The organism is Pseudomonas crudilactis (assembly GCF_013433315.1).
GTDB classification, from domain to species: domain Bacteria; phylum Pseudomonadota; class Gammaproteobacteria; order Pseudomonadales; family Pseudomonadaceae; genus Aquipseudomonas; species Aquipseudomonas crudilactis.
Window position 1 is genome coordinate 14,723 of sequence record NZ_WXVV01000034.1, and the last position, 25,765, is coordinate 40,487.

Here is a 25,765-nt window from a genome sequence, read left to right on the forward strand (position 1 = left end):
CGGGCATTGTCATTAATTTCAAGGACATGAAGACATAAAATTACCGGCACTCAGCCTGGCATGAAGTGTGCGTTACCGATGGTAAGGCGCACTCTCAGGGCGGGGTCATCGGACCTGCTGTTTCAAGGAGTCGACCTTGGTTAACAAAGTACTGGTTGTCGAAGACGAACAGCTGCTTGCACAGAACCTTCAGGATTATCTGTCGGCGCAGGGGCTGGACGTCGCGATTGCACATGACGGAGCGACGGCTATCGGTTTGGCCGAAACCTTAGCCCCCGACGTGCTGGTGTTCGATTACCGCTTGCCCGATATGGAAGGCTTTCAGGTGCTCGACGCAGTCCGCCAGAACAGGACGTGCCATTTTGTGCTGATTACGGGTCACCCGACCGCTGAAGTCTGTGAGCGGGCGCGGCAACTGGGAGTCAGCCACATCCTGTTCAAACCGTTTCCATTGGCGGAACTGGCGCGGGCGGTCTGCGACCTTCTGGGCATCAAGCGTGAAGCGAAACCCGGTGCGAGCCCTTCCGAAGGGTTTGTCGAACGACGCCAGAGCAGGACCGAGAGCTTCCCGTTGCAGTTGTACGATGGCAGTTGGGTGTTGGCGGATCGGCGACGACAGTTGCACGCCATGGCACCGGACGACGATCAAATGCTCACCGGGGAGTAATGGCGCGAACAGACGTTCCGGCACTTGCCGCCAAGGTTTGCCGCGCCGACAGGGCTCTGAGCCCCGGTTGGAGAGCAAGCCATGGAACGTCTGTCCGTTGTCGTCGAACCGCTGTTGGCCGAAAGCGCGCCAGAACGCTTTTCCAGTGAACAGCTTGCCCAGGCCCGGGCGCGGGCCGCCACCTCCGGCGAACGCGTCCTCGATGCCCTCGGCGTACTCTGTGAACTGGCGCCGATGCCGTTCATTCACACCCTCGGCGCCACCCTGCATTACCCGGTGCTCGACACCGACAGCCTGTTTGCCGCGACGCCGGTGTTCGACCGGGTCACCCTCGCACAATGTCTGAAACGCGAATTCATCCTGCTGCGCCACAACGACGAAGTGATCGGCGTGTTTGCCGACCCCTTCGACTCGGCGCGGCTGGCCTGGATCGACGATTGCCTACACGGCGCTCCGCTGCATCTGGTGCACGCCGATGACCTCAAGGCCTATCTGGCCCGCCACGAAGAAAGCTTCCACGCCGTCGAATCGCTGAACGCCCAGGGCGACACCCACCACGAAATCGACACCCTGCAAAGCCTGTCGCTGACCAGCATCAGCGAAGACGCCAGCAGCGTGGTGAAACTGGTCAACTCGACCCTCTACGACGCGCTGAAAATGCACGCCAGCGACATTCACCTCGGCACCACCGGCAACGGTCTGGTGATCAAGTACCGCATCGACGGCGTGCTCAACAACATCAGCAAAGTCCAGGGTACGGAGTTCTCCGAGCAGGTGATCTCGCGGGTCAAGGTCATGGCCGAACTGGACATCGGCGAGAAACGCGTGCCACAGGACGGTCGTTTCAAGATCGGCATCAGCGGCCGCCAGATCGACTTTCGCGTATCGATCATGCCGAGCATCTTTGGCGAAGACGCCGTGCTGCGGGTGCTCGACAAACAGGATCTCGCCGACAAGGTCTGCGGCGTGCAATTGCAGGCGCTGGGCTTTGAAGATGAAACCCTGCGCCAGTTGCGCCGCCTCGCCGCCGAACCCTACGGCATGGTGCTGGTCACCGGCCCGACCGGCAGCGGCAAGACCACCACGCTGTACGCGATGATCACCGAGATCAACCACGGCGTGGACAAGATCATCACCATCGAAGACCCGGTCGAATATCAACTGCCGGGCGTCCTGCAAATTCCGGTCAACGAGAAAAAAGGCCTGACCTTCGCCCGGGGTTTGCGCTCGATCCTGCGCCACGACCCGGACAAGATCATGGTCGGCGAAATCCGTGATCCGGACACCGCGCAGATCGCCGTGCAATCGGCACTCACCGGTCACCTGGTGTTCACCACCATCCACGCCAACAACGTCTTCGACGTGATTGGCCGTTTCACGCAAATGGAAATCGACCCCTACAGCCTGGTTTCGGCGCTCAACGCGATTCTCGCCCAGCGCCTGATCCGGCTGGTGTGCGCCAGTTGCAGCGCGCCGGTCAATCCGAGCGATGAAGAGCTGCGCGCCTCGGGCCTCGATCCGCAGAAAGTCGATCATTACCACTTCGTCCACGGCAAGGGCTGCGGCCATTGCCGGGGCAGCGGTTATCGCGGGCGCACGGCGATTGCCGAACTGCTGCACCTCGACGACGAGCTGCGCCAGATGATCGTCGAGCGCCAACCGATCAAACAAATCAAAGCCCTGGCCTGCGCCCGTGGTTTGCGCCTGCTGCGCGAATCGGCGCTGGAGCTGGTGGAACAAGGTCGCACCACGCTGGAGGAGATCAATCGTGTCACATTTATCTCGTGAACGTTTTGTCGCCGTGCTCGGCGCCAGCGATGTTGGCCTCGGCCAGCGGCGCGGCAGCGACACCCTGTGGCTGGGCAGCGTCGGTTACATCGACGAAGGCTTCCAGAGCTACGCGGTGGCGCTGGACACCCTCGATCGCCTGCTCGGTGAACACGCCGGCGCCGGTGCCGAATTGAGCGTGGTCATCTCCGGGCATTTCAGCCGTTTCTGCCTGGTGCCATGGAGCGCGCAGATCAGCAGCCCTGAAGAACTGCGTGGTTTCGCCCAACTGTGTTTCGAAGACCTGTTCGGTGCACCAACCCAGCCGTGGAGTCTGGTGCTGTCCGCCGAGCCGGCCGGTTACGACCGCATCGCCAGTGCCTTGCCGCAAGACTTGCTCGAACGCCTGCGCACGCTGGTCAGCGGTCGTGGTCTGCGCCTGCGCTCGGTGCAGCCATACCTGATGGCGGCGTTCAACCGCTTCGACAAAAGTCTGGATGCCGGCGACTTCCTCTTTGTTGTCGCCGAGCCGCAACGCAGCGTGTTGTTGCTGGCGAGGGAAGGGCGCTGGGCTGGCGTGCGTTCGGTCGGCGGCAGCGACAGCGATGCCGCGTTGAATGCGCTGATCGCTCGCGAACGGCAGTTGCAAGCCTCGACCAGCGAACGCGGGTTCAACGTGTATCTGCATGCCCCGGCGCGCCTCGATGCGCATCCGGACGTGGCGGGTGTGCAGTTGCGCACCCTTGAAGACGACGCGATGACTGTGCGTGACGGCTTGTACGTCATGTCCCGGGCGGTGGCCTGACATGCGCGCGCTCAATCTCGACTTCCAGCCACGTCCTCGTTCCGGCCCATTAGGTTGGAGTTTGCTCGGCGGCGGCGTGCTGCTGGCGCTGCTGTGCTTCGGCGTGCAACAGCACCTCGACGCACACACCGAACAGCAACAAGGCCACCTGCAAACCACCCAGCGTCAGCTCACTGGCGACAGCGGCGCCAAGTCCACCCTGAGCCCGGCAGAAACCCGCGAGCAGGCGCAAAACCTCGCCGAAATGCGCAAGGTCTCGCAGCAACTGCGCCGGCCGTGGGAACGCCTGTTCGCCATGCTCGAAGCGATGCCGCGCGATGACGTCGCGCTGCTGAGCCTGACCCCGGATGCACGCAAAGGTCAGGTGCGCATCAGCGCCGAAGCGCGGGATCTGCAAGCGATGCTCGATTTCCACAAACGTCTGGAAGCCAGCGACGAGCTGTCCGACGTGTCGCTGCTCAGCCACGAAATCGTCGTCAAATCGCCGGAACAACCGGTGCAATTCAACCTGTCGGCGACTTGGGAGATGGGCGATGCGAATCCCTAGACTGATCGTCCACGAATACCTGCAAGGCCTCGGCATTCCGGGCCTGGCCGGGCTGGCGCTGCTGCTGGTCGCCGTGGCTTGGGCACTCGGTGGTTTGCTGCCGGGCTGGCAATCGTTGCAGCACTTGAGCCAACAGACTCAGGAAGCCACCGAGTACCTGGCCAAGGTTGAAGACGGCAGCATCGCACCGCCGGTGGTGCCGCAGCGTCAACTGGACGACTTCCGCAACAAACTCCCGGCGCAGCCGCAAGCCACGATCGCCATCGACCGCATCTACGCACTCGCAGCCCAGGAGCACATCACCCTGGCACGCGGCGAATACGCCCTCGGCGTCGACCCGAAAACCCATCTGGCGCGCTATCAGATCCTTCTGCCAGTGCGCGGCAGCTACCCGCAGCTGCGCCGCTTCGTACACGCCTTGCTCGGCCAGTTGCCGGCAGTGGTGGTGGAAGACCTCGAATTGCAACGCAAGAAGATTGGCGACACCGACCTCAATGGCCGGATCCGTATGACCCTTTACCTGTCGAGGTCGTGATGAATACCAAGCGCGTGACAGGGTGGGTAGCGTTCTTCGGCGTGGCGGCCGCGCTGGCGTGGTTGCCGGCGTATTTCTCGCCAAGCGAAGACGTCGATTCCAATGAAGTGGCCGTCGCTACGCCGGGGAAAACCCGGGGCGCGCTGCCGGCCAGCAGCGCCAAGGCCAAGGATGCGCCAATCAAAGACCTCAGCCCGGCCGGCGACCTGTTCGCCGCCAAATCCTGGAAGGCCGCGCCAACCCTGGCCACGGTCACCGAACAAGCGATCAACCCGGTCACAGTGGTGCAAGCCCCGAGCCTGCCACCGTTGCCGTTTCAGTTCGTCGGCCGGCTGCACGACCGCAGCGACCTGCAAGTGTTTTTGCAGAACGGCGAAAAGATCTACGTCGTGCGCAACGGGGATGTGATCGACGACACCTGGAAGATCACCGGCATTTCCGATGTGGAATTGAGCCTGGTTTACCTGCCTTTGCATTTGTCGCAGACCCTGTCTGTGGGGAGTACGCAATGAACCGTTCCCGTTTGCTGATGAGCCTCGGTCTGTGTGCCGGGCTGGCCGCGTGCAGCTCTGCGCAAGTGGCCAACAAGGAAGCCGCCGACCTGATTGAACAGGGTCAGTACGAGGCGGGACTGGCCCGAATCGAAGAAGGCCTGCGCGAGAACCCTCGCGACACCGAATTGCATCTGCTGCTCAACACCGGTCGGGCCAAGGCGATCACGGCGTTGCTGACCGCCGGCGACACCGACCGTTCGCGTCGCGATTTTACCTCGGCGCGCACTGCATACATGCGTGTGCTGACCATCGAGCCGAACAACCGCCGCGCCCAGGATGCCTTGAAGCAGATGGAATACCTGCGCAGCATGGACGAGAAACTCGAGCTGGCCCGGGGCGACCTGCGCCGTGGCGACATCTATGGCGCTGATCGTCAGGTCAAACAGATCCTCGAACTCGACCCGGCCAACCAAGGCGCGCTGGAGCTGCAAGGCAATATTCGTCTGGTGCAGAGCCGCAACGTGATTGCCTATCCACAACTGCGCACCAAGCTTGATCGTCCGGTGACCCTGGAATTTCGCGACGCCAACCTCAAGACCATTTTTGAAGTGCTGTCGCAGGTTGCCGGGCTGAATTTCATCTTCGACAAAGACCTGCGCCCGGACATGAAAGCGACGATCTTCGTGCGTGACGTGCGCATCGAAGACGCCGTGACCTTGCTGCTGCAACAGAACCAGTTGCACCAGAAAGTGGTGAACGAAAACACCTTGCTGATCTACCCCGATTCGCCGCAGAAAGTGAAGGATTACCAGGAACTGGTGATGCGCACCTTCTACCTGACCAGCATCGACGCCAACACCGCGCTGAACATGGTGAAAACCATGCTCAAGACCCGCGACGTGTTCGTCGACGAACGCCTCAATACCCTGACCATGCGCGACACCGAAGACGCCGTGCGCATGGCCGAGAAACTCCTGCAATCGCAAGACCAGTCCAACCCCGAAGTGGTGCTCGAAGTGGAGGTGATGGAAGTCGCCACCCAGCGCATTCTCGACCTAGGCCTGCAATGGCCGAGTACCTTCGGCGTGGTTAACAGCGATGGTTCGCCGGTCACCCTGTTGGGCCAACTCAAAGGCATCAACTCTGACCGCATCTCCATCGGCCCATCGCCGCAAGCCAAGATCAACGCGCAGGACAACGACATCAACACCCTCGCCAGTCCGGTGATTCGCGTCAGCAACCGCGAGCAGGCGCGTATCCACATCGGGCAGCGCGTACCGATCATCAGCGCCACCTCGGTGCCGTCGACACAGGGCCCGGTGATCACCGAAAGCGTGACCTATCTGGATGTCGGTCTGAAGCTCGAAGTGACGCCCACCGTGCATTTGAACAACGAAGTGGCGATCAAGATCGCGCTGGAAGTGAGTAACGCCACGCCGCTGGAACCGACCCGTCAGGGCACGATCCCGGTGCAGGTCGATACCCGCAACGCGCAGACCTCGCTGCGTCTGCACGACGGCGAAACGCAGATCCTCGCCGGACTGGTGCGCAACGATCACGGTGCTACCGGCAACAAGATTCCGGGCCTCGGCGACATTCCCGGGCTGGGCCGCTTGTTCGGCAGCAACAAAGACACCATCGGCAAATCCGAACTGGTGCTGTCGATCACCCCACGGATCGTGCGCAACCTGCCGTATCAGAGCCCGTCGGACATGGAGTTCTCCACCGGCACCGAAACCAGCATGCACATCCAGGCACCGGATCGTTCGCGGAGTTACGTGATGCCGTCGCCTGCCGCTCAGCCGCGTGCCGTCGGTGAATCGGCCGTGGCCACCACCCGCGTCACCGTCGAGAAGCCTTGATCATGAACGCCTCCCAACGCGGTTTCACCCTGATCGAAGTCGTGGTGACGCTGGCCCTGATCGGCCTGTTGGCGAGCATGGCCGCGCCGCTGACCGAGACCCTGGTGCGGCGTGGCAAGGAGCAGGAATTGCGCAACGCGCTGTACCAGATTCGCGATGCCATCGACGCCTACAAACGCGCCTTCGATGCCGGGTACATCGAGAAGTCGCTGAACAGCAGCGGCTACCCGCCGAACCTGAAAGTGCTGGTCGAAGGCGTGCGCGATGTGCGCAGCGCGAAGGGTGCCAAGTTCTACTTTTTGCGCCGCATCCCGCGCGATCCGCTGGTGCCGACCAAACGTGATGATGAAGGGGGTTGGGGCGTGCGCGCCTACGACAGTTCGGCTCAGAACCCGCGCGATGGCGAGGACGTCTTTGACGTCTACTCCCACGCCCGGGGCAAGGGCCTCAACGGCATCGCCTACCGCGAGTGGTGAACCTCATGCGCCGGGAAAAAGGTTTTACCTTGCTGGAGTTGATGGTGGTGATGGCGATCATCGCCACGCTGATGACCATCGCGCTGCCGCGCTATTTCAACAGCCTCGAAGCGTCGAAGGAAACCACGCTGCGTCAGAGCCTGTCGGCGATGCGCGAGGCGCTGGATCACTTCTACGGCGACACCGGCCGTTATCCGGATTCCATCGAGCAACTGATTGAACAACGTTATCTGCGCAACGCGCCACTCGATCCGATCACCGAACGCAAAGACCAGTGGGTGCTGATCGCGCCACCGGACGGTGTGGCGGGCGGCGTGGCCGACATCAAAAGCGGTGCTACCGGGAGGGCGCGTGATGGCAGCCAGTATTCCGAGTGGTAACCGCGCGCAGCAGGGTGGCTTCACTTACCTGGGCGTGCTGTTCCTGATCGTGGTGATGGGCATGGGCCTGGCCAGTGCCGGTGAATTGTGGTCGACCGCTTCGCGCCGCGACCGTGAACGCCAGTTGCTCTGGGTCGGCACCCAATATGCCCAGGCGCTGCGCAGCTACTACCGCAGTTCGCCGGGACTGGCGCAGTACCCGAAAGAGTTGGTCGACCTGCTCGACGATCAGCGTTTTCCAGAAGCGAAACATCATTTGCGTCAGCTTTATCCGGACCCGATCGGTCAGGGTGAATGGGCAGTACAACGCGGTTTCGATGGACGCATCACGGGTCTCAATAGCCCGTCGACCGAGCTGCCGTTGAAGCAAGCGGACTTCCCGACGCAGTGGTCGGATTTCGACGGCATGCAGCGTTATTCGGACTGGCAGTTCGTCGCGGAAAAAGCCTTTCTTGAGGGCACTAATGGCCCGGCCAAAGGCCAGTCGAATTTGCCGCAGGCATTGCAGCCATGACTCGTCAGTGGTGGTGCGCGCTGGTCCTCACCGCTGTGGCGTGCTGCGCCAGTGCCGGTGAAGAAGACGAAATGATGGGCTTCATCGTCGACGACACGATCTCGCACATCGGCCACGACTTTTACTACTCGTTCAGTGAACGCCTGCGCGACACCAGCCCGATGGATTTCAACCTGGTGGTGCGCGAGCGGCCCGACGCGCGCTGGGGCAGCCTGGTGACCGTGGAATATCAGCAACGCCTGGTTTATCGGCGCTTCCTGCCGCCGAACACCGTGGAACTGAAGGACGAGGCCTACGCGGCCGCCGACTGGGTTCGACGCCAGGTTGTCCAGCGCAAGCTGGAGGCTCTGTTGCAGGACACCACCGACCTTGAGAAGGACGAACTATGAACAGCACAACGTTCTCACGGCGCAGCGGATTCTGGATCTCGGGGTTGTTGATCGGGCTCGCCAGCGCTGCCGCTGTCCAGGCCACTGAACTGGTCTACACGCCGGTCAACCCGTCGTTCGGCGGCAATCCGCTCAACGGCACCTGGTTGCTCAACAACGCGCAGGCGCAAAACGATCACGACGATCCGGACCTGAAAAGCCGTTCGAGCGTGGCCGGCACCTCGGCGCTGGAGCGCTTCACCAGTCAATTGCAATCGCGGCTGCTAGGGCAGTTGCTGGACAACATCTCCACTGGCAATACGGGGAGCCTGTCCACCGACTCTTTTATCGTCAACGTCATCGACGACTCCGGGGCACTGAGCATTGAAGTGACCGATCGAGCGACCGGTGAGGTTTCGGAAATTCAGGTGAACGGCCTCAACCCATGACGGGCTGACGGTTCCGGGGAGTGATGGACATGAAAAGAATAATCGCGTTAGGGCTGCTGTTGGCGACATTACAAGGGTGCAGTCTGCGTGAGCCGATGTCGGCCGAGCAGGACACCGAAACCCCGACCCTGACCCCCAGGGCCTCGACTTACTACGACTTGCTGAAGATGCCGCGACCCAAGGGGCGGTTGATGGCGGTGGTGTACGGCTTCCGTGACCAGACCGGGCAGTACAAGCCGACGCCGGCGAGTTCGTTTTCTACCAGCGTGACCCAGGGCGCGGCGTCGATGTTGATGGACGCGATGCAGGCCAGTGGCTGGTTTGTGGTGTTGGAGCGGGAAGGGCTGCAAAACCTGTTGACCGAGCGCAAGATCATTCGCGCGTCGCAGAAGAAGCCGAATACGCCGGTGAATATTCAGGGTGAGCTGCCGCCGTTGCAGGCGGCGAACATGATGCTTGAGGGCGGGATCATCGCTTATGACACGAATGTGCGTAGCGGTGGGGAAGGGGCGCGGTATCTGGGGATTGATTTGCAGCGTGAGTATCGGGTGGATCAGGTGACTGTGAACTTGCGTGCGGTGGATGTGCGCAGTGGGCAGGTGCTGGCGAATGTGATGACCAGCAAGACGATTTATTCGGTGGCGCGCAGTGCGGGGATTTTCAAGTTTATCGAGTTCAAGAAGTTGCTTGAGGCTGAAGTGGGTTATACGACGAATGAGCCGGCGCAATTGTGTGTTCTGTCGGCGATTGAGGCGGCGGTGGGGCATATGGTGGCGCAGGGGATTGAGCGGCATTTGTGGCAGGTGGCGGGGGACAGTTCTGTGCCTGGGCAGGATGATGTGTTGAATCGGTATTTGACTCAGAACAAGGTTGATCCTGAGGCGGAGTGAGCTGTTGGATCTTTGAGCTTGGCGGCCTGACAGCCGACCAGGCTCTCTCGGTCGAAACCGGTTTAAACCTGTAGGAGTGAGCCTGCTCGCGATAGCTATCTCTCAGACACAGTTGCTATTGCGGATGTACCCAAATCCTTGTGGGAGCTGGCTTGCCAGCGATGGCGGCCTTATAGCCGACCAACCTCTGGCAGATGTATCCAGTTCCAACTGTGGGAGCGAGCTTGCTCGCGAAGGCTTTCTGTCAGGCGGTAGGGTTCTTTCTGATTGAGTACATATCCATTCCTGCGGCAACGGCCACCTAGGGTTTCGCCCTTACGGCGACTCACTTTTTTTACAAACGCCTAAAAAAAGTAAGCAAAAAAACGCTTGCTCCTACGTGCGGCCCGCTCGCTGGGGCTCGGGGTTCCTTCGCTGCGGGATCGATCCGGGCGCAGCGCCTACGGTTTGCTTCGCTGCACCTCCTCTCGCTGTGTTTGGCTGCGCCAAACGGTCGCTGCGCTCCCACGCCCGGATCAATCCCTCCACTCAGCCTTCCGACGTCGCCCGTGGGTCAAGATCAAGAGCTGCAGCCGAGCTAACGCTCATCCTGTTGAGTGGGGCGGCTTTGCCGCTTGGGTTGTACGCACATTAAAACTGTGGGAGCGAGCTTGCTCGCGAAAGCGGCGTGAAAGCCGACCAATCTCTGTTTGAATACACTGAACCAAACTGTGGCTTTCCCTTCGTCACGATTGGGCTTTTTCGGAGGGGTGACGTTAGAATGCCATCACTTTCGCAATTCAAAAGGAATGAATAAGTGCTGATATTGTTCGGGCTGGTGTTTGTGCTGACTGTCGTGTTTGCCGTTTATGGGGTGGTTGGCCTGATAGCGCCGAAGGTATACAGGAACAAAAAAACCGGCAACGTTCCCGGCCGGTTGAGCAGTTTTCTGACGGGGATAATCCTGACGTCGCTGTCCTTCGCTCTTCTGACCTATCTCTCTACCCAGATTCAGCATGCCGGTAGATCTGAGGTGGTGTCCGCCAGCGCCAACCGCAACGCTGCACCTTCAGCGACCTCGTTGGGGCTGACCGCTTCCGAATTCCATGACGCGTTCAACGCTGCCATTGGCCGATACAATAAAAATTATAAAATCGCCGACTTTGAAGTTCGGACAGGCGGAGCCCAGCCGACGTTTTTGTATCAATTGAGCAAGGATCTGCTGATGCAGGGAACCATTGATACGAATGATGCCAACGTAGATGGCGTGACCCTGATGGTTTTTTCGCCGAGCGGCAGCGAGGAAGAACAACGGCAGATATTGACTGTTTTGCTTGCGACGACTGAGGCGCTCAACCCCGACATCCCGGTGGAGGAAAACAAGAAAATCGTCATGGACGTGTTCCATGAGTCTATTGTGAATTTCAACTCCAAGGTGGGCGTCCAGCGGATAGTCGGCGACCTGACTTACTCATCGATCACGCTTGAATACACGGGATTGTGGTTCGTTATCACAAAGAGCAACAAGAGCTGAGTGTTCACCAGCACATAAACATCCGCGACCTCTTCATCAGGAAGTCGCGGGTTACCCGTATCCAATTCCCCGCTATCGCAAAGCGTTTGCCTGGCACCGCCCATCCTTTCTGAATGCAGCCAATCGGTGTGGGTTTTGATTTTTCTTTTCTGTCGCAGCTGCGGTGCGACGATTCGACTTGCCAGCGATGGCGGCCTGACAGGCAACAAATCTCTTCCATCTGCACTCAGTTCCCCTGTGGGAGCGAGCTTGCTCGCGAAGGCTTTCTGTCAGGCGGTGGGGTTCTTTCTGATTGAGTACATATCCATTCCTGCGGCAATGGCCATCTAGGGTTTCGCCCTTACGGCGACTCACTTTTTTTCAAACGCCGGAATGCCGGCCCAGCAAAAAGTAAGCAAAAAACGCTTGCTCCTACGTGCGGCCCGCTCGCTAGGGCTCGGGGTTCCTTCGCTGCGGGATCGATCCGGGCGCAGCGCCTACGGTTTGCTTCGCTGCACCTCCTCTCGCTGTGTTTGGCTGCGCCAAACGGTCGCTGCGCTCCCACGCCCGGATCAATCCCGGAACGAAGCCTTCCGACGTCGCCCGTGGATCAAGATCAAAAGCTGCAGCCGAGCTAACGCTCATCCTGTTGAGTGGTGAGAAGCACGGCGTGCTTGGCTTTTGATCTTCGTAGGAGCTGAGCTTGCTCGCGAAGGCGGCCTGACAGCCACCCAATCTCTTGCTGACAGCACGCGATTCAATTGTAGGAGTGAGCCTGCTCGCGATAGCTATCTCTCAGACACCAGTAGCTATTGCGGATGTACCCAAATCCTTGTGGGAGCTGGCTTGCCAGCGATGGCGATCTATGAGCCGACCAATTCCCGCCGGTTGCTCACATTCACTGTAGGAGCTGCCGAAGGCTGCGATCTTTTGACTCTGATTTTTTAAGATGAATATCAAAATCAAGATCAAAAGATCGCAGCCTTCGGCAGCTCCTACACATGCGTATTTCAATTCGGGATGTTTAAAGGATGTTTCGATTTTGCGGAACCTTCCCACAAGGTTTTCAGGTTGTCCGTCGGACGTCTGGTCTCTAGCCTGTATTCGTCGCTGCCAATTCAGCGACCGGGCGTGGAAACCCGAGTAACTACAGAGCGCACAAGCGCCATTCATAACGTATCCTTGCGCACCTTCACTGTGTGCACTTTGTTATGGCGGCTGTGCGTGGGAGACCTTGTGTCTGCCGGGTTGCCTCTGTCCCGGGTTTCCAACCTGCGTACAGCTGCCACCTATTCGCTTGGAAACCGAATGGGGGGCCAGCTATAACCGTCATACAGGGTAAATAATCATGAAAAAACCAACACCCAACCCCCCAGAATCAGACACCAACACCACATCCCCCTACGCCTCCGTCGACAGCAAAAAACTCCACGAAGCCGCCGACCGTGCCCTCGACTTCTACCTCAACCCCACACCTCACATCATGTCCAGCACCAACGAGCCGGAACCCATGTACCTCGCCAACCCCAGGTACAACACCGAATCCCTGCTGGCCAACGCCAGCGAAACCCTAGGCTCGGCCAGCGAAATGCTGATCAACTTCGCCGCCTCGCTGGAAACTTCACAACGCAAGACAGCATTGGGCATCGCTCAAGTCGTCATGCTGGGCGAACTGGCGGTGAATCAAGCGCTGGATCACGTCGAGTTGAAGGATGGCTGATTGATCGTTCCCACGCAGAGCGTGGGAACGATCAAGAACAGAAACCGCGTTTACACTCAGTCCGGAGGCACCATGGATCCCCTGTTTTCCTCAACCGTTCCAGAGTTCGAAAGCGAAGAACAAGCCGCCAGCTACGACCATTGGCTCTGTGCCAAAGTCCAGAAATCAATCAATGACCCGCGCCCCAGCATTCCGAATGAGCAGGTAATGGCAGAGATGAAGGCATTGATGGCTGAGCTACGAATCAAGCATGAGGCTCGTGAGGCGTTACGCTAGGAGGATCCGGCTGCTACAGGTTGATCGATCCCAATAAAAAACCGCGCTCCTGAAGGCAGCGCGGTTTTTTGTTGATGAATGGCTTAGAAAGAATCGCGTCTCGGATACTCCTGACGCGCATGCAGAACGTTCACGATTTCGATCCGATCTGTCACTCGATAAATGATCAGATAGCTGGAATTTACGACGATCTCCCGAGTGCCGGTGATCCGGCCTGATCGATAGAGATAGGGATGATCAGGAAGATAAGCTATGGCCTTTCCAACTGCCTTCAAGATCTCCTTGGCTGCTTCAACATTCCTTTCGACTATGTATTCGAGCACTGTTACCAGCTTCGCCCGTGCTTCGGGCCTCCACTCAATCGGCCTCGAAACCATTGTCTTTTGCCTTGATCAAGGCATGTATCTCGGCCATTACTTGTTCATGCGAAAGATTCGGGCGCGGATCATCGAGAGACGCTTGTACTTCCGCCCTGAACCAGCGGTCATAGCTCGCAGCCTGTTCTTCAGGATCAAGATCCGAGACGACTGGGCACAGCGGGTCAATCATCTTCGGGTCGATCATGGCACCTCCGGGATCAATGCCTGGAAGTCTATTCGGTAAGGGGAATGTTGTCGTGGTTGTCTGGATGATTTGCACGTCGGTCGAGCTCCGTAGGGTTCAGGTTGTCCCGAAAAATCCTAGTCGCTGCGCTTCCGACGGCCAACCGCTAGACGTGGTAGGAAAACGTGCAGCTTTGCCATAAACCATTCATTTTTCTGTAGGACGTGGCGCGTCTGGGCTTTAAACAACGCGTGTCGTTGATCGGTCCTACGGACACAAAAAAACCGCGACCCCCCTCACCAGAGAATCGCGGCCCATCAACACCCAACCCCTACTGCTGCAACACCGTCGCCTGGTTAGCCGACCCAAACTGCTGAATATTCGCCGTCTGCGTAACCCCACTCTGATCGACATTGGCAATGTTCCCCGTGCCGCCCTGGGTCACATACGCCACGTTCATCGTGTCCGCCTGTTTCACCGTGATCATGTTGTCACTGCCATACAACTGCGCGGTATACGCTTGGTTGCCAGACCCGGACTGATCAAACTCAGCACTGTTGCCGGTGCCATTCGAAGAACCCTGCACCAGGTTGCCCGTGCCGCGCTGATCCGAGATCAAAATGTTGTCGCTGCCGTTCTGATCAAAATACAGCTCGTTATACGACTCCGCCTGACTGACCGTGGTCTTGTTGCCAGCCCCGGTCTGGTGCGTGGTCATCACATGGCCGACGCCATCCTGAGTGAAGCTGGCGATGTTGCCATTGCCCGCTTGGGTGACGGTCGCACGCTGGTTGCTGCCGAACTGTCCACCCGATTGCGGGCCTTTCCAGTTGCTGGCGTAGACCTTGTTGTCGTTGCCCACGGAGGTGGCGCTGAGCGTGTGGCCGTCGCCGCTTTGGTAGGTGTAGTGCACGTTACCGTTGCCAACCTGGTAAAGCGCCAGTGTCGAGTTGACCGATTCGAACTGGTCGGCGTAGATCGCGTTGGTGTTGCCGACCTGGGTGACGGCGGCGGTGTTGTTTTCGCCGAAGCTTTGGTCGACCACGGTTTCGTTGCTGTCGCCGTATTGGTTGACGGTGGCCTGACTGGCGAGTTGCGAGTCTTGCCAGATTTCGCTGCCGTTGAGGTTACCGAACTGGTTGATGGTGATGTTGCCGCCGGTGCCGTTGCGCTGATCGCCGTAGGCGTAGTTGCTTTCGCCGGCCTGGTTGATGCCGATCTGCCCGCCGTTATGGGTGACCTGTTCGGCGGTGCCGTAGTTGGCGGTGCCGTATTGGGTGATCACCGAGCTGTTGCCGCTGCCTTCATAGAGTTGTTCGATGTTGGCTTCGTTGCTGTCGCCGAACTGGAAAGTTTTGCCTTCGCTGCCGTTCTGCGAATCCTGATAGATGAACGAGAAGTTGCCGCTGCCTTGCTGCTGTTGCAGCGCGCTGTTCGGTGAGCCGAAGCCCAACGACTGACTGGCGTGGGCGGTGTTGAAGGCGCCAACCTGTTGTTGGGTGATGGTGGCGTTGTCTTCGTAAAGTTGTTCGGCGTAACCGGCGTTGTAGTCGCCGACCGCGTCCTGGGTGATCACGCTGCTGGCGTGGTCTTGCACGGCGGCGGCGTCGTTGCCCTGGCCCAGTTGGGTCTGGGTGGCGGTGCTGAACGGCGCCTGGGTCTGTTTCACGTCGGCGATGTTGGCGGTACCGACCTGGCTTTGGTTGGACAGGCTGTCGTCGGCCATCGCCTGGGCACTGATCATGACCAGGATGGCGGCGGTGAGGGGCGTCAGTTTGAACATGATGAACTCTCCGATGATTTGCAGTGCTTAGCGATATTGCTTGACCGAAACGCTCATGCCGTTGCCCGACTGGGTCACGGCGCTTTGCAGCCCCGTGCCGGCCTGCTCGATGCTGGCGTCGTTGTTGTTGCCGTTTTGCGAAATCTGCGCGCGGTTGTGGCTGCCGTTCTGCGTGATCGAGGCGGCGTTGCCGGAACCGTTCTGGTTGATCAGCGCCATCAGGTCGCTGCCCTGTTGCAGGATGTACGCCTCCTGATTGCTGCCCGACTGCACGATCTGCCCGAGCAGCGACTGACCGTTCTGTTGCAGCAGGGCGACGTTGGCCTGGCCGAGCTGGTCGATCAGGGCTTGCTGACCCACCGGTGGGGGCAGTTCGCCGAGGTCGCTGCTGGTCGGGGCCAGGTCGTCGTTGTCCATCAGGTCGTCGGCGCGCACGCCTGCCGTGCTGCACAGCAGAAGCAGGCAAAGCAGGGCGGCGGTCGGCGTGTTCATGGCTCACATCCTGTCAGGCGTTAACCGGTTTGAAGTCGGCCCCAGCCACCCGAGAGTGGCTGGGGTGTTGGCTTACAGCGTGGTCACCGAGACCGTGCGCACGGTGCCCTGGGACGAGCGGATCGTCGCGGTCGGGTTGGCCGATGGCACCACCGTCGTGTTGTTCAGCGTCAGCCGCCAGCGTCCGGTCACCGGTACGGTGGTGGTGCCGAGGGTGACCAGCCCGGTCGGGGTGGTGACCTGCACGGTGATGGTGTTGCCGGTGGTCACCGACGAGGTGCCGGCGAAGTCCCAGTTGAAGCGTCCGCCCGAGCGGGCCTGCACCGTCGAGGTGGTGATGGTGAAGGTCTCTGCCGCTGGCCGTGGCGACACTTGCACCGTGACCGTGGCCGGCGTCGACAGGGCGCCGAAGCTGTCCCGGGCGATGTAGGTGAAGGTCGTGGTGAACGCCGTGGTGACGGTGGCCGGTGGGGTGTAGGTGATTACCGTGCCGTCAGTGCTGACCGTGCCACGGCCGGCGGCCGGTTGGGTCAGGCTGGCGACGCCCAGCGGTACGTTGCCTTCCGGATCGGTGTCGTTGGCCAGTACGTTGATCGGGATCGCAACGCCCAACGTGGCGACGCTGTCGGCGACGGCGGTCGGTGCCCGGTTTGGCGCGACGGTGATCGTCACGGTGGCCGGGTTGGCCGAGGCCAGACCTTTGGCGTCCTGCGCTTTGTAGGTGAAGGTCGTGGTCAGTGGCGTGTTGACCACGGCTGGCGGCGTGTAGACCACGGCGGCGGTGCCGCTGAGGGCGACGGTGCCTTGGCCGGCCGCCGGTTGGGTCAACGCGGTGATGCTCAGCGGATTATTACCGTCGGGATCGCTGTCGTTGGTCAACAGGCTGAGGGTGATCGGCACACCGAAGCTGGTGCTGCCGGTGTCGGCATTGCTGATCGGTGCCTGGTTTTCACCAGTGTCCGGTGCGCTGCCGACCACGACAACCGGCTCGGTATCGCTGCCACCGGCGGCGGATTTCACCGTCACGCTGGCCGGTGGCTGAGTCAGGTCGGTGACGGTGATGCGTTGTAGCGTGCCGGTTTTCGACAGACGTCCGTAGCCTTGCGCAACCATGTCCGGGATTGCCACTTCATCGGTCGACGTCGCTTCGATCAACAAGGTTTTATTGGCCCAGTTGTAGCGCGCTGTCTGCACCTTCACCACGTCGGTGAGTTTGCTCGACACTGAGGTCGGGCGAGTAGTACCGGCCGGGTTGGTCGCGGTCACGACGACGACTGACGGCAAGGTGCCGTTGCCCAGGCGCTGACCGAAGAACAATCCGGTGTTGTCACCGGTCAGGCTGGTCTGGCAAGGCGTTGGCGGTGGGCCGGGCAGCAGCGCCACGGTTTCGCGGAAACACAGGGTCGAGCTGCTGTCAGCCTTGGCGAACACTTCGGCACGCACACCGGCCGAGGTGCGGCGATAGGTGGCGCGGTCGAGTTCGACAGCGGTTTGCTGACGGTTGTCGAGCACTTTGCCGGCGACGGTAAACAGGCTGGTTTGAATGGTACCCGCAGCGGATGGCCCGACGATGCGTACGAAGTTGGTGTCGAACGGGCTGCCGGTCACCGCCTCGGTGAGGTTCGGATCACCGACGAAAGTTTCGACACCGCCGCTGTCAGGATTCACTTCGGTGTAAGGGCCGTTGACGCTGCGCAGGAACGGGCCAATGGCACCGGTCAATGCGCCGCTGAAGTTGCCCGGCGCGCCGATGCCGATGTCCTTGGTGATGTTGATCGCGCGGCGCCCGGGCGTGGTGACGTTGACCGTTTCGACGCCATACGGGTGGGTGATGGTGTATGTGCCAGCCACGGGAACGTTCACCCGGATGCGAATTCGCGCGAAGGCTATTTGATCGCCGTCCACCGGATTATCCGAGGAAAACGCTGCTTCTATCCCCGCGACATAGGCGTCCATGCCGTAGCCGGCGCCATTGTTGGGGATGTTGGTTTCCGCGAGGAACCAGAAGGCTTCCGGCGGCCAGTTGTCGGGGAACACCATCGGCAGGCTGTCATCGAAGACGCCCGGTTCCGGCAGCAAAGTGCACATGTACGCGGGAGGGGTGCTTACCGCTACCCGCGAACTGGCGGCGCGCGACTGGCAGAGCTCCATCGACAGCAGATTGTTGTCCTGATACCACATCGGGAATTTCCCGGTGGCGAAGGTGTAGGGGCCGGGGTCGACGGCGGCGAGTTGCGCATAGGCACTGCCGGTCAGCGAGAGAGCGAGCCCGAGCGCGTTGAGCGCAAAGCGTGGCCACTTGTTCATGATGCCTCCTGATGCGGATCTGGGCATGTGAGCGTTCATTGCACGATGACCACTTCTTCGGTATCGCTGCCGCCGTTGGACGACGTCACGCGGACCTTGGCTGGGGGTATCGGCGAGATCCCGGTGGCCAGGCTTTTCACCGCGCCGTCGCCACTCAACGCACCGATGGCGGCGCCGCTGCCGGAGGTGGCGGTGAGTACGGGTGGCGAGGTTTCGTCACTGGTCGAGGCCACCACGGTCAGTTGTCCGGAGCTCAAGCTGTACTGGGCGCTCTGGATCACCACCAGGTCGGTCAGGGGCATGGGCAGGGTGGTCGGCGTGCTGCTGGCGATGGCCAGGTGGTTGTCGGCGGTCACTTGCAGGACGCTCGGAACGGTCGGGTTGGCCGACGATTGCGCATACCAGGCACCGGTGGAGTTGGCTTCGGTCATGTTCAGCACCGGGGTGAAACTGGTCACGGCGACGGTGCCGGGCGCTGGTGGGGCGAGGACGAACACGTCTTGCTGGGCGACCGGTGCGCTGGTCCCCGCCTTGCGTGAGTAAGTGCTGCGCTGGGTAATCATTGGTGTGGGTCGAACTACCGTCGACAACTTGCCGGAGACGGCAAATGTCGTCGTCCGCAGATCCAGACCATTGGGGCCTTCGATGCGGATGAAGTTGGTGTTGAACGGACTGCCGGTCACGGCTTCTTCAAGGTTCGGATCACCGACAAACTGTTCTGCCGAGCCAGTCACCGGGTTGGTTTCGGTGTAGGGCCCGTTGAGGCTGCGCAGAAACGGTCCGACGTCACCCTTGAGCGCGCCGTCGTAGGTTTTCGGTGTGCCGATGCCGATGTCGCGGGTCATGTTGATCGCGCGGCGGCCGGGCGTGTCGATGTTGAACACTTCGACGCCATACGGGTGGGTGATGACGTAGGTGCCGGCCGTAGGAATATCGACGCGGATGCGGATCCGCGCAAAGCTGATCTGATCGCCTTCCGCCGGGTCACCGCCACTGAACGCGGCTTCGATCGCCGAGCCGTACGAAAGGTTGATACCGCGCGCGGCGTCGACAATCGTGCCGTCAGCGGTAAACCAGAATGCCTCGTCGGGGAAGTTGCTGGGGAAAGCCAGCGGTTGAGCGTCATCGAATATGCCGGGGGCCGGCAGCAGCGAGCACATGTACGAAGGCGCGCCGGGTGTGCTCGGCACGCGTGAGCTGAGTGCTTTGGACAGGCACAGATCCAGGGTGCGACCGTGGGTGTCCTGATACCAACTGGCGAAACCGCCAGTGGCCACCGTGTACGGACCCGGGTCAACAGCAAACAAAGCGGCCTGGGCTATGCCCTGGGCCAACGCGCTCACGACCAGGACAGTCGCGGTTTTGGACAGTAAAGGGTGCATGAGTTAATCCCTCTATCGAAGTACCTGCCCCTTGGGGATGGGTCAGTTGCACAGGGCCTGTACACCTTCCATGCCAAGGTGTGGTGGATGGGCGGGAGAGGGCCGGGGTAGAGGGCTTGACGCGCAGAAGGGTCAGGTTTTTGGCCAGCGGGGAAAGGGCGTCATTCCCCAGGATTGGGGAAGGTGGGGATGACCACTGAACATCTGTCGGATAAAGAGCCTGTGGGAGCGAGCTTGCTCGCGAATGCGGACTTCCTGTGATGAAAATGTCGACTGAACTGCCGCCTTCGCGAGCAAGCTCGCTCCCACAGGGATTTGTGTTGTTCGTGGGGGCGGTGTTATCGGGTCGATATCCCCGCAACCGGGCAAACCCCCACCCGTGGGCTATAACCCTATAGGGACGTATCGGGAAGTCGCCGCCATGAACATGCAGTCGAAATCGTTACCGGTCGAGGAGGGCAATCTGCGCTTGGGCTCGCGCAAGCAGTCGTTCAACCTGTTGCGCTGGTTTTCGCTGATCAGCATGGCGGTGATCGGCACCGTGGCCATCGCACTTGGCGCGGTTTCAACGCGTTTCGTGATCGAAGAAAGCGTGCAGCGCGATGCCTTGCTCACGGCGCAATTCATCCAGGCCATCGCATCGGCCGAGGTGCGCCACGTATCCATTCCCAACATCCGCACGATGGGTGAATTGCTCGATCCACGCCAGGACAAGGATTTTCCGGATGTCGATCCGCAGGCCCGGGCGGGTGCGCGGGGTGAATTTCTCGATCACATCGAACACTTGCCGGACGTGATCCTCGCCAACATTTATGCGCCTGACCGCCAAGTGATCTGGTCGACCAACCCGGTTCTGATCGGTACCAGCATTCATGCCGACGAAGACCTCGATCGCTCCTTCAACGAAAAGATTCCGGTGTCGGCCAGTTACCACGACGTCGACAAGGCGCGTGAGGAGCAGAAATTCGTCATCCCGCCGGATTACATCTTCATCGAGAACTACATTCCGCTGTTCGACGCCGAGGGCAAGAACGTCACGGCGATGGTCGAGATCTACAAGGAACCCAAGGACCTGATCGCGCGTATGGAGCGCGGCTTGACCCTGATCTGGCTGGCCACTGCACTGGGTGGCGGACTGATTTATCTGGGGCTTTACTGGATCGTCCGGCGCGCGGCAATCCTGCTCGCGGCCCAGCAAAAACAACTGATCGCCAACGAAACCTTTGTTGCCCTGGGCGAGATGTCTTCGGCGGTGGCGCACAGTTTGCGCAATCCGCTGGCGACCATCCGTTCCAGTGCCGAGCTGGCGCTGGAGTTCGATGCCGGTCCGGCAGAAAAGAACATCAAAGACATCATCGGTCAGGTCGATCGCATGTCGAAATGGGTGCGCGAGCTGCTGCAATCGCTGCGTCCGCTCAACGATGATCCGGAACCGGTGAACCTGGTGGCGACGCTGCACGAAAGCCTCGTCGCTTTTGAACAGCAGATCGCCAAGGCGGGCGTGCAGGTGGTGTTTCATCCGCAACACACGCCGATGGTGCTCAGTCAGCCGGTACAACTGACGCAGATCCTCAACAGCCTTCTGGCCAATGCGCTGGAGGCGATGGACAAGGGCGGCACACTGACCGTCAGCCTGGAACCGAGCGAAGAGCGTGGCGTGTGCGTGGTGCTCAGCGACACTGGCAAAGGCATGAATGAAGAGCAACGCACCATGGCCTTCCGGCCGTTTTTCACCACCAAAACCGGTGGTCTTGGCGTTGGCCTGGTGCTGGTCAAACGCATCATGGAGCGCTTTGGCGGCGGCGTGACCCTGGACAGCCGCGAAGGCGAGGGCACCACCGTTCGTCTGGCCTTTCAGCTTGTCCCATAAATCCGCAAAATTTCTCTGAACTTCCCCCACCAGTGGGTGTCCAGCCCCGGTCACCGGGGAGTGGGGAAATCCGCAGACCTTCCAAGTCACTGTTACAACTGGAAATAATTTATTGGCGCAGTAGTTGCAAAACACCATCACCCCTTCCTTGATGAGGCGGCTGGTGATGGACAGAACAACGCGTGACCCAAGCAACACCTTTTTGCTGACGCCCTTGAGCGTCTTTCTGATGTTGACCCTCGGCACCATGGCCGGCGTTCGCGCCAGTCCGATCGATGACGAGCGACAGCCAGAAACCTCCGATCCGTCGGCGTACTACGACGAACCGGCCGACCGCGCCGGTGCGCTCAACGCCATTTTGACCATGCCCGAGGCCAACGAAGATTCCTTCGATTTGCCGGACGGGGTCAAAGGCGATCGCGCTGAAACGCGTATCGAAAACGTCCTGCCGCCGTCCGTGCAGACCAGTTTCAACTACCCCACCAACGGCAAGCCGAGCCCGCTCTATGGCGCGCAGCCGTTCACCCAGCAGTTGACCCTGTTCGAAGAGTTCGGCCCGGAAAAACTCGACCCGACCACTCCGGCCGCGCCGCTGCCATTTCCACCGGCGGCGATTGGCCCGGCGCCCGCGCAGGACCCGAATAACGTCGCTCGTAGCGCGCCACCCGGCACGGCCCTCGATGCCTTCCTGCGGCAACCGGGGCTGACGCCATTCCCCAGCCAGTTCTCCAATGTGGTCGACCGCAACCCGTGGCAGGCGCAGATCGAAGTGTTCCTCAACCGCCACATCGGCTCGTCCGCTGAAGGGCGGCCACCGGGAAAAGGCTGGGCGCACCAACGCTGGAACGAGTTCTACCCGCAAGCCGCCTACAAAACCGCGCAGACCGGCGCGCGGATCAACGGAGGCCTGCGCGACAGTCGACAAATGCATGGCTATACGATGGGCGAATTCGGTCTCGGCGGTCTGTACCACAACGTCGCTGGCGTACCGGCGACCGATGGCACTGCCAAAGGTGTCGATCCGCGTTTCCACCCGAACATGCCGGTGCAAAACCACAACGCGGTGTGGACCTTCGACGGCACACTGCCGCCGAAACTGTTGATGGTGCGCTACGGCCAACCGGTGATGATGCGTCACTACAACGGCTTGCCGATCGACCCTTCGGCCAACCGTGGTTTCGGCCTGCACACCATCAGCACCCATGAGCACAACGGCCACGCGCCAGCAGAAAGCGACGGCTATGCCAACGCCTTCTTCTTTCCGGGGCAGTTCTACGACTATCGCTGGCCGATCCAGCTCGCCGGTTACGACAGCATCAACACCAAGGCCGAAGACCCGCGCGCCGCGTTCCCGTGCGCACCGGGCGAAACCCTGTGGGTCAACGACCTCGCACCGGCGAAGAAGACCTGTGACAACGGCACCATCAAGATCCGCGGCGACTGGCGTGAAACCATGAGCACCCACTGGTTCCACGACCACATGCTCGATTTCACCGCGCAGAACGTCTACAAGGGCAACGCGGCGATGATGAACTACTACAGCGCGCTGGATCGCGGCAACGAGTCGGTGAACGACGGCGTCAACCTGCGTCTGCCCAGCGGCAGCGCCTTGCCGTGGGGCAACCGTGACTACGACGTCAACCTGGTGTTCGCTGACAAGGCCTGGGATCAGGAAGGTCAGTTGTGGTTCAACCCCTTCAACACCGACGGCTTCCTCGGTGACCAGGTGCTGGTCAACTGGCAGTGGAAACCGACCCTCGACGTGCGTGCGCGCAGTTATCGCTTCCGCATCCTCAACGGCTCGGTGTCGCGCTACTTCAAACTGGCGTTGGTGCGTGAAATAAAAGGCAGCGGTGGCGAGTTTCAGGGGCCGAAAAACTCCGGCGTGACCTACAGCCGTGTGCCGTTCCACATGATTGCCAACGACGGCAACATCATGGAACACAGCGTACCGTTCGACGGCAGCATGGACCTCGACGCCGATGGCGATAAACAGAACCACAACGCGATCTTGCCGACCCAGGGTATCGCCGAGCGCTTCGACATCATCGTCAACTTCTCGAAAAACGGCATCAAACCGGGGGACAAGCTGTTCTTCGTCAACCTGCAGGCTCACGATGACGGCAAGGGGCCCAAAGAGGTCATTCCGTTGGGCGACATCCTGTCGGAGAAATACCTGGCGGTGATCAAGCAGACCAGCAAAGGCCCGCAGTGGGACAAAGGCGATCCAGCGGTGGGCAAGGTCTTGCAACTCAACGTCAAGGCTTACACCGGCCAGGATCTGGCGATGAACCCGGCAGCCTACGAACCGGCCAAACCGGGCAAGGCTGAGGGGCTGGTGATGATCCCGCTGAAGCTCCACCGCGACAACGCCGCCGATAAAGCCGTGCTGGCCAAGGCCCGCCACCGGACCTTCACCTTCGGCCGCTCCGACGGCACCGATGAGGCGCCGTGGACGGTCAAGACTGACGGCGGGTTCGGCTTCCACATGGACCCGCGTCGCCTGAACGCTTCGACGCAACTGTCGAGCGGCCCGACCGATGCCGGTGTCACCGGGTTCGGCACCCTCGAAGTGTGGAACATCAAGGCTGGCGGCAAGGGCTGGAGCCATCCGGTGCATGTGCACTTCGAGGAGGGGATCATCCTCAGTCGCGGCGGCAAGGCACCGCCAGAGTGGGAAAAATGGGCGCGCAAGGACGTCTATCGCATCGGCTCGGAAGCGGATGGCCTGGACAGCGTGGAAATGGCGATCAACTTCCGCGAGTTCGCCGGAACCTACATGGAGCACTGCCACAACACTCAGCATGAGGACAACTCGATGCTGCTGCGCTGGGACCTGGAGAAACCCGGTCAGCTGCAATTGATGCCAACCCCATTGCCGAGCTGGGACGGTGTGCGCTACGTCAACTCTGCTGCACTGCCAACCTTCCGCAACGGTGACGGCATGGGCCCACAAGTGGTGGTCAAGCCATGAACCGCCGGCACGGTGATCGCCCTGTGCATACCCCGCGCTCCCGGGCGCTGGGCATGCACCTGGTGCTGATGCTGGTGGCCTGTGTGCTCGGCAGCCGTGTGCTGCTGGCGCACCAGGCCAGCGCCGGCGAACCGCCAGCGGCCAGTGAATCCGCCACCCCGTGGGGTGGCGACTATTTCCCCAATACCCCGCTGACCGATCAGGACGGTCAGCAGGTGCATTTCTTCGATGACCTGATCAAAGACAAAGTGGTGGTGATCAACTTTATCTTCACTTCGTGCAGCGACTCTTGCCCACTGGAAACCGCACGCTTGCGCCAGGTGCAGAAACTGCTCGGCGATCGCGTCGGCCAAGACATCTTCTTCTACTCGATCAGCATCGACCCGCTCAGTGATACGCCCGAAGTGCTCAAGGCCTATTCGCAGCGCTTCAAGGTCGGCCCCGGCTGGAAGTTTCTCACCGGCGAATTCGACGACGTCACCGACCTGCGCAAAAAACTCGGGCTGTTTATCGAAGGCGTCGACAACGGTCGCAGCAAGGATCACAACCTCAGCCTGATCGTCGGCAACCAGACCACCGGGCGCTGGATGAAAGCCTCGCCGTTCGAAAACCCGTGGATCCTCGCCGATCAACTGGCCAACACCCTACAGAACTGGAAGCAGCCGAGCATCGAGGAAAGCTACGCCAACGCGCCGGACATTCGTCCGCCGAGCAATGGCGAAGAACTGTTTCGCACCCGCTGCGCCTCGTGCCACAGCCTCGGCCCGCAGGACGGTCAGGGCATCGGCATGCGCAGCATCGGCCCCGATCTGATTGGCGTAACGCGTAATCGAGATCCGAAATGGCTGAACCGCTGGATTCGCGAACCGGATCGCCTGCTCGCGGAAAAAGACCCGATTGCCCTGCAACTGTACGAACAGTTCGAGCGAATTCCGATGCCCAACCTGCGCCTCGACGAGGCATCTGCGCAGTCGATCATCGATTTCCTCAACGATGAAACGGAGCGTCAACATCCGTCCACCAAAGCCTTGGCCGACGGCGCTTTGACGCCAGTAAAACCGGGCGATCCAGCCGCGACGGTGAGTCAGATGCGGTAGCGGCGAAATAGCATCATAGAACCGTGTGTCGCGGTCAGAGCCACCTACACTGATGGCTGTAAGCAGCGCGATACA

General features: G+C 60.5%; 25 protein-coding genes. 19 read left to right on the plus strand and 6 right to left on the minus strand.

Annotation, left to right across the window (positions count from 1 at the left end):
- Nucleotides 1-136 precede the first annotated feature (136 nt).
- The 16 genes from GTU76_RS27855 to relB (GTU76_RS27930) all read left to right on the plus strand — a co-directional run bounded on the left by GTU76_RS27855 (nucleotide 137) and on the right by relB (GTU76_RS27930) (nucleotide 13,242).
- Nucleotides 137-667 carry a response regulator gene (locus tag GTU76_RS27855; protein WP_180700077.1) on the plus strand — a complete coding sequence of 177 codons (531 nt, stop codon included), beginning with the start codon at nucleotides 137-139 and terminating at the stop codon, nucleotides 665-667.
- A gap of 81 nt (nucleotides 668-748) precedes the next feature.
- Entirely contained in the window at nucleotides 749-2,455 is a 1,707-nt protein-coding gene (locus GTU76_RS27860) for a GspE/PulE family protein (protein ID WP_180700078.1), read from the plus strand.
- Nucleotides 2,436-3,239, plus strand: coding sequence for a hypothetical protein (locus GTU76_RS27865; protein WP_180700079.1), 804 nt, complete (start codon nucleotides 2,436-2,438; stop codon nucleotides 3,237-3,239). Before GTU76_RS27860 ends, GTU76_RS27865 begins: the two co-directional genes overlap by 20 nt.
- A gap of 1 nt (nucleotide 3,240) precedes the next feature.
- Nucleotides 3,241-3,786, plus strand: coding sequence for a PilN domain-containing protein (locus GTU76_RS27870; RefSeq protein ID WP_053119077.1), 546 nt, complete (start codon nucleotides 3,241-3,243; stop codon nucleotides 3,784-3,786).
- Entirely contained in the window at nucleotides 3,773-4,321 is a 549-nt protein-coding gene (locus tag GTU76_RS27875; protein WP_175554751.1) for a GspMb/PilO family protein, read from the plus strand. The genes GTU76_RS27870 and GTU76_RS27875 overlap by 14 nt, the downstream gene beginning before the upstream one ends.
- Entirely contained in the window at nucleotides 4,321-4,833 is a 513-nt protein-coding gene (locus tag GTU76_RS27880) for a hypothetical protein (protein WP_180700080.1), read from the plus strand. Before GTU76_RS27875 ends, GTU76_RS27880 begins: the two co-directional genes overlap by 1 nt.
- Nucleotides 4,830-6,677: a secretin N-terminal domain-containing protein gene (locus GTU76_RS27885; protein ID WP_180700081.1), complete on the plus strand. Its 1,848-nt coding sequence runs from the start codon at nucleotides 4,830-4,832 to the stop codon at nucleotides 6,675-6,677. Before GTU76_RS27880 ends, GTU76_RS27885 begins: the two co-directional genes overlap by 4 nt.
- A gap of 2 nt (nucleotides 6,678-6,679) precedes the next feature.
- Nucleotides 6,680-7,153 (plus strand): type II secretion system protein, encoded by a 474-nt coding sequence (locus GTU76_RS27890; RefSeq protein WP_175554749.1) that lies wholly within the window; start codon nucleotides 6,680-6,682, stop codon nucleotides 7,151-7,153.
- A 5-nt stretch (nucleotides 7,154-7,158) separates the two neighbouring features.
- A complete protein-coding gene (locus GTU76_RS27895; protein ID WP_007919395.1) occupies nucleotides 7,159-7,533 on the plus strand; it encodes a type II secretion system protein in 375 nt (124 codons plus the stop codon).
- Entirely contained in the window at nucleotides 7,508-8,047 is a 540-nt protein-coding gene (locus GTU76_RS27900) for a type II secretion system protein (RefSeq protein WP_180700082.1), read from the plus strand. Before GTU76_RS27895 ends, GTU76_RS27900 begins: the two co-directional genes overlap by 26 nt.
- Complete coding sequence (csgE, locus tag GTU76_RS27905; RefSeq protein WP_175554747.1) at nucleotides 8,044-8,436, plus strand: curli production assembly/transport protein CsgE; 393 nt, start codon at nucleotides 8,044-8,046, stop codon at nucleotides 8,434-8,436. The genes GTU76_RS27900 and csgE overlap by 4 nt, the downstream gene beginning before the upstream one ends.
- On the plus strand, nucleotides 8,433-8,864 hold the full coding sequence (locus GTU76_RS27910; protein ID WP_016987875.1) for a curli assembly protein CsgF: 432 nt from the start codon (nucleotides 8,433-8,435) through the stop codon (nucleotides 8,862-8,864). The genes csgE and GTU76_RS27910 overlap by 4 nt, the downstream gene beginning before the upstream one ends.
- Nucleotides 8,865-8,893: 29 nt before the next feature.
- Entirely contained in the window at nucleotides 8,894-9,754 is an 861-nt protein-coding gene (locus tag GTU76_RS27915; protein ID WP_180700083.1) for a CsgG/HfaB family protein, read from the plus strand.
- Between the two features lie 796 nt (nucleotides 9,755-10,550).
- Nucleotides 10,551-11,267: a hypothetical protein gene (locus tag GTU76_RS27920; protein ID WP_108227334.1), complete on the plus strand. Its 717-nt coding sequence runs from the start codon at nucleotides 10,551-10,553 to the stop codon at nucleotides 11,265-11,267.
- A gap of 1,327 nt (nucleotides 11,268-12,594) precedes the next feature.
- Nucleotides 12,595-12,966, plus strand: a complete 372-nt coding sequence (locus GTU76_RS27925; RefSeq protein WP_093439225.1) for a DUF6124 family protein — start codon at nucleotides 12,595-12,597, stop codon at nucleotides 12,964-12,966.
- 72 nt (nucleotides 12,967-13,038) lie between these two features.
- Entirely contained in the window at nucleotides 13,039-13,242 is a 204-nt protein-coding gene (gene relB, locus GTU76_RS27930; RefSeq protein WP_180700084.1) for a type II toxin-antitoxin system RelB family antitoxin, read from the plus strand.
- 83 nt (nucleotides 13,243-13,325) lie between these two features.
- On the opposite strand, the gene GTU76_RS27935 is transcribed toward relB (GTU76_RS27930), so the two are convergent.
- From GTU76_RS27935 to GTU76_RS27960, 6 genes are all read right to left on the minus strand, one after another.
- Nucleotides 13,326-13,619: a type II toxin-antitoxin system RelE/ParE family toxin gene (locus GTU76_RS27935; protein WP_180700085.1), complete on the minus strand. Its 294-nt coding sequence runs from the start codon at nucleotides 13,617-13,619 to the stop codon at nucleotides 13,326-13,328.
- Nucleotides 13,600-13,806, minus strand: a complete 207-nt coding sequence (relB, locus tag GTU76_RS27940) for a type II toxin-antitoxin system RelB family antitoxin (protein WP_159815041.1) — start codon at nucleotides 13,804-13,806, stop codon at nucleotides 13,600-13,602. The genes GTU76_RS27935 and relB (GTU76_RS27940) overlap by 20 nt, the downstream gene beginning before the upstream one ends.
- Before the next feature lie 310 nt (nucleotides 13,807-14,116).
- Nucleotides 14,117-15,568, minus strand: a complete 1,452-nt coding sequence (locus tag GTU76_RS27945) for a curlin (protein ID WP_180700086.1) — start codon at nucleotides 15,566-15,568, stop codon at nucleotides 14,117-14,119.
- Between the two features lie 27 nt (nucleotides 15,569-15,595).
- On the minus strand, nucleotides 15,596-16,060 hold the full coding sequence (locus GTU76_RS27950) for a curlin (protein WP_180700087.1): 465 nt from the start codon (nucleotides 16,058-16,060) through the stop codon (nucleotides 15,596-15,598).
- 72 nt (nucleotides 16,061-16,132) lie between these two features.
- Nucleotides 16,133-18,367 carry an Ig-like domain-containing protein gene (locus GTU76_RS27955; protein ID WP_180700088.1) on the minus strand — a complete coding sequence of 745 codons (2,235 nt, stop codon included), beginning with the start codon at nucleotides 18,365-18,367 and terminating at the stop codon, nucleotides 16,133-16,135.
- A gap of 35 nt (nucleotides 18,368-18,402) precedes the next feature.
- Entirely contained in the window at nucleotides 18,403-19,749 is a 1,347-nt protein-coding gene (locus GTU76_RS27960) for a hypothetical protein (RefSeq protein ID WP_180700089.1), read from the minus strand.
- A gap of 421 nt (nucleotides 19,750-20,170) precedes the next feature.
- Here GTU76_RS27960 and GTU76_RS27965 point away from each other — a divergent pair, with 421 nt between their 5' ends.
- From GTU76_RS27965 to GTU76_RS27975, 3 genes are all read left to right on the plus strand, one after another.
- Complete coding sequence (locus GTU76_RS27965; protein WP_175554741.1) at nucleotides 20,171-21,619, plus strand: ATP-binding protein; 1,449 nt, start codon at nucleotides 20,171-20,173, stop codon at nucleotides 21,617-21,619.
- A 166-nt stretch (nucleotides 21,620-21,785) separates the two neighbouring features.
- Nucleotides 21,786-24,593: a multicopper oxidase domain-containing protein gene (locus tag GTU76_RS27970; protein WP_180700090.1), complete on the plus strand. Its 2,808-nt coding sequence runs from the start codon at nucleotides 21,786-21,788 to the stop codon at nucleotides 24,591-24,593.
- The gene (locus GTU76_RS27975; protein ID WP_180700091.1) at nucleotides 24,590-25,690 is read left to right on the plus strand and encodes an SCO family protein; all 1,101 of its coding nucleotides are present in this window, start codon (nucleotides 24,590-24,592) and stop codon (nucleotides 25,688-25,690) included. The genes GTU76_RS27970 and GTU76_RS27975 overlap by 4 nt, the downstream gene beginning before the upstream one ends.
- The last annotated feature ends 75 nt before the right edge of the window (nucleotides 25,691-25,765 follow it).

What these genes read in the sequence shown, in the direction of transcription:
- GTU76_RS27935 (WP_180700085.1), bottom strand. Translation starts at nt 13,619, where the DNA reads ATGGTTTCGAGGCCGATTGAGTGGAGGCCCGAAGCACGGGCGAAGCTG.
- GTU76_RS27925 (WP_093439225.1), top strand. Translation starts at nt 12,595, where the DNA reads ATGAAAAAACCAACACCCAACCCCCCAGAATCAGACACCAACACCACA.
- relB (WP_159815041.1), bottom strand. Translation starts at nt 13,806, where the DNA reads ATGATCGACCCGAAGATGATTGACCCGCTGTGCCCAGTCGTCTCGGAT.
- GTU76_RS27970 (WP_180700090.1), top strand. Translation starts at nt 21,786, where the DNA reads ATGGACAGAACAACGCGTGACCCAAGCAACACCTTTTTGCTGACGCCC.
- GTU76_RS27975 (WP_180700091.1), top strand. Translation starts at nt 24,590, where the DNA reads ATGAACCGCCGGCACGGTGATCGCCCTGTGCATACCCCGCGCTCCCGG.
- GTU76_RS27870 (WP_053119077.1), top strand. Translation starts at nt 3,241, where the DNA reads ATGCGCGCGCTCAATCTCGACTTCCAGCCACGTCCTCGTTCCGGCCCA.
- GTU76_RS27955 (WP_180700088.1), bottom strand. Translation starts at nt 18,367, where the DNA reads ATGAACAAGTGGCCACGCTTTGCGCTCAACGCGCTCGGGCTCGCTCTC.
- GTU76_RS27890 (WP_175554749.1), top strand. Translation starts at nt 6,680, where the DNA reads ATGAACGCCTCCCAACGCGGTTTCACCCTGATCGAAGTCGTGGTGACG.
- GTU76_RS27960 (WP_180700089.1), bottom strand. Translation starts at nt 19,749, where the DNA reads ATGCACCCTTTACTGTCCAAAACCGCGACTGTCCTGGTCGTGAGCGCG.
- csgE (WP_175554747.1), top strand. Translation starts at nt 8,044, where the DNA reads ATGACTCGTCAGTGGTGGTGCGCGCTGGTCCTCACCGCTGTGGCGTGC.
- relB (WP_180700084.1), top strand. Translation starts at nt 13,039, where the DNA reads ATGGATCCCCTGTTTTCCTCAACCGTTCCAGAGTTCGAAAGCGAAGAA.
- GTU76_RS27900 (WP_180700082.1), top strand. Translation starts at nt 7,508, where the DNA reads ATGGCAGCCAGTATTCCGAGTGGTAACCGCGCGCAGCAGGGTGGCTTC.
- GTU76_RS27895 (WP_007919395.1), top strand. Translation starts at nt 7,159, where the DNA reads ATGCGCCGGGAAAAAGGTTTTACCTTGCTGGAGTTGATGGTGGTGATG.
- GTU76_RS27965 (WP_175554741.1), top strand. Translation starts at nt 20,171, where the DNA reads ATGAACATGCAGTCGAAATCGTTACCGGTCGAGGAGGGCAATCTGCGC.
- GTU76_RS27950 (WP_180700087.1), bottom strand. Translation starts at nt 16,060, where the DNA reads ATGAACACGCCGACCGCCGCCCTGCTTTGCCTGCTTCTGCTGTGCAGC.
- GTU76_RS27875 (WP_175554751.1), top strand. Translation starts at nt 3,773, where the DNA reads ATGCGAATCCCTAGACTGATCGTCCACGAATACCTGCAAGGCCTCGGC.
- GTU76_RS27945 (WP_180700086.1), bottom strand. Translation starts at nt 15,568, where the DNA reads ATGTTCAAACTGACGCCCCTCACCGCCGCCATCCTGGTCATGATCAGT.
- GTU76_RS27880 (WP_180700080.1), top strand. Translation starts at nt 4,321, where the DNA reads ATGAATACCAAGCGCGTGACAGGGTGGGTAGCGTTCTTCGGCGTGGCG.
- GTU76_RS27885 (WP_180700081.1), top strand. Translation starts at nt 4,830, where the DNA reads ATGAACCGTTCCCGTTTGCTGATGAGCCTCGGTCTGTGTGCCGGGCTG.
- GTU76_RS27910 (WP_016987875.1), top strand. Translation starts at nt 8,433, where the DNA reads ATGAACAGCACAACGTTCTCACGGCGCAGCGGATTCTGGATCTCGGGG.
- GTU76_RS27915 (WP_180700083.1), top strand. Translation starts at nt 8,894, where the DNA reads ATGAAAAGAATAATCGCGTTAGGGCTGCTGTTGGCGACATTACAAGGG.
- GTU76_RS27860 (WP_180700078.1), top strand. Translation starts at nt 749, where the DNA reads ATGGAACGTCTGTCCGTTGTCGTCGAACCGCTGTTGGCCGAAAGCGCG.